Below are 6,162 nucleotides of genomic sequence, written 5' to 3'. Positions count from 1 at the left end.
CCGCGCGTGGGGTGCGGCGGACGTCCCGCTGCCCGAGGCCGTCCTCGACGAGCTCCGCGCCGGCGGCTGCGGGCCCGCCGTCCCGCTGCACCGGGACCTGCACGACCGGCAGGTGCTCGTCGCCGACGACGGGTCGGTCGGCCTGCTGGACTTCGACCTGCTGGCCGCGGGTGAGCCCGCCCTGGACCTGGCCAACCTGCTCGCCCACCTGTCGCTGCGCCAGCACCAGGGGCTGGTCACCGACGCCGGACCGCTGCGCGCGGCGGTGCTCGAGGGGTACCGCCCGGCGCCGGCGGTCGCCGCCCGCGTGCCGGTGCGCGAGGCGGTCACCCGGTTGCGGCTGGCCGCGGTCTACGCGTTCCGGCCGGGCGCGCCGGCCAGCTGAGCAAGGACCACGCTGCCCCCCCACCGCTCGCACGCTCGCGGCGGGACCCTGCAGCGTGGCCGCAACGGCACGTAGCGTGGCGTGTCGTGCTCGTCCTGCTGCCGCCGTCGGAGACCAAGTCCCCCGGCGGGGACGGCGCCCCGCTCGACCTCGGCGCGCTCTCCTGGCCCGAGCTGACCGACGTCCGCGCCCGGGTGGTCACGACGCTCGTCGAGCTCTCCGCCGACCCGCGCGCCGCCCGCGCGGCGCTGGGCCTGTCGGTGAGACAGGACGACGAGGTGGCGCGCAACGCCGGGCTGCTCACCGCCCCGACGACGCCGGCGCTGGAGCGCTACACCGGCGTCCTCTACGACGCGCTCGGCGTGCGGACGCTCACCCGCGCCCAGCGCGCCCGGGCCGACCGACGGCTGGTGGTCGGGTCGGCGCTGTTCGGAGCGGTCCGCGCCACCGACGCCATCCCCGCCTACCGGCTCTCGGCCGGTTCCGCCCTGCCCGGCCTGCCGACGCTGCGCGCCCTCTGGCGGCCGGCCCTGAGCCCGGTGCTCGCCGGCGTCGACGAGCTCGTGATCGACATGCGCAGCGGCGCCTACGCGGCGCTGGCGCCCGTGCCGGGCGCGGTGACGCTCGACGTGCTCAGCGAGCGGCCCGACGGGACCCGCGCCGTCGTCAGCCACTCCAACAAGGCGCACAAGGGGCGCCTCGCCCGGCTCCTGGCCACCACCAGCGCCGAGTCGGGGGACGTCGTCCGGCTGCGGGCCCTGCTGCGCCGGACGGGGTTCCACGTGGAACACGACGGCGGCACCGCGCTCACCCTCGTGGTCCGGCCCGGAGACGCGACGCGCTGACCGGCACGCTCCCTTGCCAGCGGCGTGATCTGCGTCGGGGTCATTGCGGCCGGCTGACGAGACGTGGCATAACTGCGGGGACGCGGGGAGCTCGAGCAGCGGTGGCTGCCGGCGGGCTCGAGGCATCCGGGCCGGGCGTCGACAATGGAGAGGTTCCGGTGGAGCGATCCCCGCGGCAGCACCGTGTCCTGCGCGCATCCGACGTCGACCTGGCGGCGGAGGCGCTCCGGAGCGATCTCGCCCGCATCCGCGCCACCCGCCGGCTGCGGTCCGCCCAGGGCAGCTCCCCCGCCGTCGACCGGCTGGTCGAGCTCGCCGCGCGGCTGCTCGGCGTGCAGGCCGGCCAGATCTCGCTCCTGGACGAGATCCAGACGATCGCCGGCGTCGCCGGGCTGCCGCCGGGCAGCGCCACGCGGGAGACGGCGCTGGCCGACTCCCCCTGCACGCTGGCCGCGGCCGGCGCCGACCTCCTGGCGATCCCGGACGCGCGGGCCGACGCGCGGGTCGGTCACCTCCCTGCGGTCACCGGCGGCCAGGTCGTCGCCTACCTCGGCGCGCCCCTGACCAACAGCCAGGGGCACGTCGTCGGCACGCTGTGCGTGTTCGACCCGATGCCGCGCGAGTGGACCGGGACCGACGTCTCGACGCTGCGCCAGCTGGCCGCCTCGGTGATCACCGAGCTCGAGTACGCGGCACTGACCGGCGAGTACGAGCGGCAGCACCTGCGCTGGCGGCTGGCGATGGACGCCGGCGGTGTGGGCACCTTCGACTGGGACCTGCGCACCGGCGAGCTGGTGTGGGACGAGCCGCTGATGGCGATGTTCGGCTACACCGCCGCGGACTTCGACGGCACGATCACCGCGTTCAACCGGCGGCTGCACCCCGACGACCTGCCCCGGGTCGGGGAGGCGCTGCGCGCCTGCATCGAGATCTGCGGCGACTTCGAGGCCGAGTATCGCGTCGTCCACCCCGACGGCGGGACCCGCTGGGTGCAGGCACGTGGCCGAGCGCTGGCCGGACCCGACGGGACCGCGGTCCGGATGCTCGGCGCGGCGTACGACACCACCGAGGACCGCACCGGCGACGTCCGCGTGACCCGGGTGCTGGAGGCCATGCCGGCCGGCTTCTACTCGCTGGACCACGACTGGCGCTTCACGCACGTCAACGCCGAGGCGGAGCGGCTGCTCGGCCGCAGCCGCGAGGAGCTGCTCGGCGAGGTCATCTGGACGGCGTTCCCGGCGACGGTGAACAGCGTCTTCGAGGAGAGCTACCGCAGCGCCGTGCGGACCGGGCAGCCGGTCAACTTCGACGCGCACTACCCGGCACCGCTGGACGGCTGGTACGAGCTGCGCGCCTGGCCGAGCCCCGAGGGCCTGTCGGTCTACTTCATCGAGGTCACCGAGCGGAAGCAGGCCCGCGACCGCGCCGAGCGGTCGGCGCAGCGGCTCGCCCTCCTGGCCCAGGTCAGCGCCGAGTTGGCCGGGACCCTGGACGCGCAAACCGCCACGAGCCGCCTGCCCCGGCTGGTCGTCCCCGGGCTGGCACAGTGGTGCGTCGTCACCGTGGTCGACGCCGAGGGGCGCCCGCGCGACGTCGGCTGGTGGCACGCCGAGCCGTCCTCGCGCGCGCTGGTCGAGCGCTACGCCGCCGTCCGGCTGGACGCGATGCCGGCCACCTCCCCCGTGGCCCGGGCGCTGCTGGCCGGCGAGGCGGTGCGGGCGAACGTCGACGAGGTGCTCGCCCTGCTGCCCGACGGCGAGGCCCGGGACCTGCTGACCGCGCTGGCGCCGAGCTCGGCGGTCTGCCTGCCGCTGCGCGGCCGGGGGCGCACCCTCGGCGTGCTGACCCTCTACTGCGCCCAGGGCGAGGCGCTGTCGCGGGAGGACCTCGCCACCGCACAGGACGTCGCCGACCGCGCCGGCCTGGCCCTGGACAACACCCGCCTCTACGCCCAGCAGCAGCAGCTGGCCGAGGAGCTGCAGCGCAGCCTGCTCACCGATCCACCTCAGCCCGATCACGGGGAGATCGCCGTCCGCTACCTGCCCGCGGTCGAGGCGGCCCGGGTCGGCGGCGACTGGTACGACGCGTTCCTCCAGCCCGGCGGGGCGACGATGCTGGTGATCGGTGACGTCGTCGGCCACGACACCGCGGCGGCAGCGGCCATGGGTCAGCTGCGCGGGCTGTTGCGCGGCATCGCCACCTACAGCGACGCACCGCCGGTGGAGGTGCTGCGCGGACTGGACGCCTCGATGGCGGTGCTGGAGACCGAGGTCCTGGCGACGGCCACGGTGGCCCGGTTCGAGCAGACCGACGACGAGCGCCGGCGCGGCATCACGCGGATGCGCTGGGCCAACGCCGGGCACCTGCCGCCACTGGTGATCAACCCGGACGGCAGCGTGGCGGAGCTGGCCGCCTGGAAGGGCGACCTGCTGCTGGGCGTCGACCACGAGGCCGAGCGGCAGGAATCGGTGGTGACCCTCGACCGAGGCGCCACGGTGCTGCTGTTCACCGACGGCCTCGTCGAGCGCCGCGATGCCGACCTCGACGCCGGCATGGTGCGGCTGCGGGAGGCGCTGGCCGAGGTGGGCGACCTGCCGCTGGAGCAGCTGCTGGACGAGGTGCTCGAGCGGCTGGTCGAGGGCCGGCCCGAGGACGACGTCGCGCTGGTGGCCGTCCGGCTGCACCGCCAGGACCGCCCTCGCCCGGCCGAGGCCGGCCCGCAGGACGTCCCGGACGTCGTCCCACCTGAGCGATGACACTGCGGTCCTCCGGACCGCACCGCGACCACGTGCCCAGAAGGACCCCCTGCTCCCCGCCACTCGCGAGCTCGCGGCGGGACCCTGCAGGGGGCCGAGGCCCCCGCGACCGGTCCACCCTGACGGTCCGGCCGTGCAAGAGTTCTCGGGTGACCACCACCGACGAGCTGTGCCTGCTGCCGGCGACCGAGCTGGCGGGGCTGATCCGCGCCCGGCAGCTGTCCGCCCGCGAGCTGACCGACGCCTGCCTGGACCGGATCGAGCGGCTGGATCGGCAGGTCAACGCGATCGTCACCCTGGACGCCGAGGGCGCCCGGGCTGCGGCGGACGCCGCCGACGCCGCGCTCGCCGGCGGGCGGTCCGTCGGGCCGCTGCACGGCCTGCCGGTGACGCACAAGGACACCCACGCCACCGGCGGCATGCGCACCACCTGGGGCTCCCCGTTGCACGCCGACACGGTGCCGGCGGACGACGAGCTGGTGGTCGCCCGGCTGCGGGCGGCCGGAACGGTGCGGCTGGGCAAGACCAACGTGCCGGAGTTCGCGGCCGGCTCGCACACCTTCAACACCCTCTTCGGCGCGACGCACAACCCCTACCGGCACGGGTTGTCGGCCGGCGGCTCCAGCGGTGGCGCGGCCGCGGCCCTGGCGGCCGGGTTCGTGCCGGTGGCCGAGGGCAGCGACATGGGCGGCTCGCTGCGCAACCCGGCGGCGTTCTGCAACGTCGTCGGGCTGCGCCCCACGCCGGGCCGAGTGCCGACCTGGCCGGCGGCGATGGGCTGGTCGCAGCTGTCCGTGCAGGGCCCGATGGGCCGCACGGTGGCCGACGTCGCGCTGGTGCTGTCGGCGCTGGCCGGACCGGACCGGCGGGTGCCGATCTCCCTCGACGACCCCGGCGCCCCGTTCGCCGCGCCGCTGCCCGAGCGCCTCGACGGACTGCGGGTGGCCTGGACGCCCGACCTGGGCGGGCGCGTGCGGGTCGACCCCGCGATCACGGCGGTGCTCGAGGGGTCGGTGGGGGTGTTCGAGGAGCTCGGCGCCGCCGTCGAGTCCGACTGCCCCGACCTCTCCGGCGCCGACGACGTGTTCGGCACACTGCGGGCCTGGCTGTTCGACACCGCGTTCAGCGACCTGGCCCGGCGGCACCCGGACCGGGTGAAGGAGTCGATCCGCTGGAACGCCTCGCTCGGCGCCCGGTTGACCGGCCCCGACCTGGCCCGCGCCGAGGCCGCGCACACGGCCCTCTACGAGCGGGTGGTCGGCTTCTTCGAGCGCTACGACGTCCTGCTGGCGCCGACGACCCAGGTACTGCCGTTCCCGGTCGAGCAGGAGTACCCGACCGAGATCGCCGGGGAGCCGCTGGAGGACTACCTGGCCTGGATGCGGGCCTGCACGATCATCACGCCCACCGGCTGCCCGGCGCTGTCGGTCCCCGGTGGGTTCACCCCGGACGGGCTGCCGGTCGGGCTGCAGGTGGTCGCCGCACCCCGGGCCGACCGGCGGGTGCTCGAGGTCGGGCACGCCTTCGAGCAGGCCACCCGCTTCGGCGAGCGCCGTCCGCCCCTCTGACGCCGTCTGACGCTTTCTACTGCCGACGCTAGACGAGCGCAGACGACGCTCGACTGGCGTCCTGGCTCACCGTTCCGGTTCCTGGCTCACGACCGGTGGTGAGCCAGGAACCGGAACGACCAGCTCAGCTGATCATCGAGGGCAGGGCCGCGGCGCATGACCACGGCGGTCAGGTGCGGCGGCGGAGGCCGCGCAGGGTCCGGACGGCGACCAGCAGCTCGGCCAGCTCCTGCCGGTCCCCCGACGTGATGTCCACCAGCTGCGCCGCCGCCCGCTGCTGCGTGGCGTCCCAGCCGTCCACCCAGCGGGCCACGAGCTCGCTTGCGTCCTCGGTGTCGGCCTTGCGGCCGGTGAGCACCTCGGCGGTGAGCGCGGCCTGCTCGCCGGTCAGGTCGTCACGCAGCGAGGCACGGGCCATCGACGGCCAGCGGCGGTCGCGGGGCAGCGCGACGACCAGCTCCCGCAGCGGCACCAGCGCCAGCCGCTCGGCGACCGCCTGGTGCACCCGGCCGGCCAGCTCGATGGGGGCGCCGGTGCGCTCGGCGACGAGAGCCAGGTCCAGCGCGGCGGGCAGCAGGGGCGCGGCGGCCACCTCGGCGGCCAGCGCC

General features: G+C 75.9%; 5 protein-coding genes. 4 read left to right on the top strand and 1 reads right to left on the bottom strand.

Translation table 11 applies throughout. The features are described from left to right. The 4 genes from E4P41_RS20895 to E4P41_RS20880 form a co-directional block, all read left to right on the top strand. Positions 1-385, top strand: a 385-nt coding sequence (locus tag E4P41_RS20895) for a phosphotransferase (protein ID WP_167761209.1), incomplete at its 5' end; no start/stop codon positions are given. Between the two features lie 86 nt (positions 386-471). Beyond that, a complete protein-coding gene (gene yaaA, locus E4P41_RS20890) occupies positions 472-1,230 on the top strand; it encodes a peroxide stress protein YaaA (RefSeq protein WP_135143130.1) in 759 nt (252 codons plus the stop codon). Positions 1,231-1,388: 158 nt separating this feature from the next. Further along, a complete protein-coding gene (locus E4P41_RS20885) occupies positions 1,389-3,986 on the top strand; it encodes a SpoIIE family protein phosphatase (RefSeq protein ID WP_135143129.1) in 2,598 nt (865 codons plus the stop codon). A gap of 149 nt (positions 3,987-4,135) precedes the next feature. Then, positions 4,136-5,554 (top strand): amidase, encoded by a 1,419-nt coding sequence (locus tag E4P41_RS20880; protein WP_135143128.1) that lies wholly within the window; start codon positions 4,136-4,138, stop codon positions 5,552-5,554. A gap of 169 nt (positions 5,555-5,723) precedes the next feature. Here the strand turns inward: E4P41_RS20880 and E4P41_RS20875 are convergent. Beyond that, positions 5,724-6,162 (bottom strand): NAD-glutamate dehydrogenase domain-containing protein (locus tag E4P41_RS20875; RefSeq protein ID WP_135143127.1); only part of this gene is annotated, 439 nt, incomplete at its 5' end.

The sequence above is a fragment of the Geodermatophilus sp. DF01-2 genome (assembly GCF_004571065.1).
Taxonomy (GTDB): Bacteria; Actinomycetota; Actinomycetes; order Mycobacteriales; family Geodermatophilaceae; genus Geodermatophilus.
The sequence above is the reverse complement of the archived record's forward strand: the minus strand, read 5'-3'. Positions and strand labels throughout refer to the sequence as shown.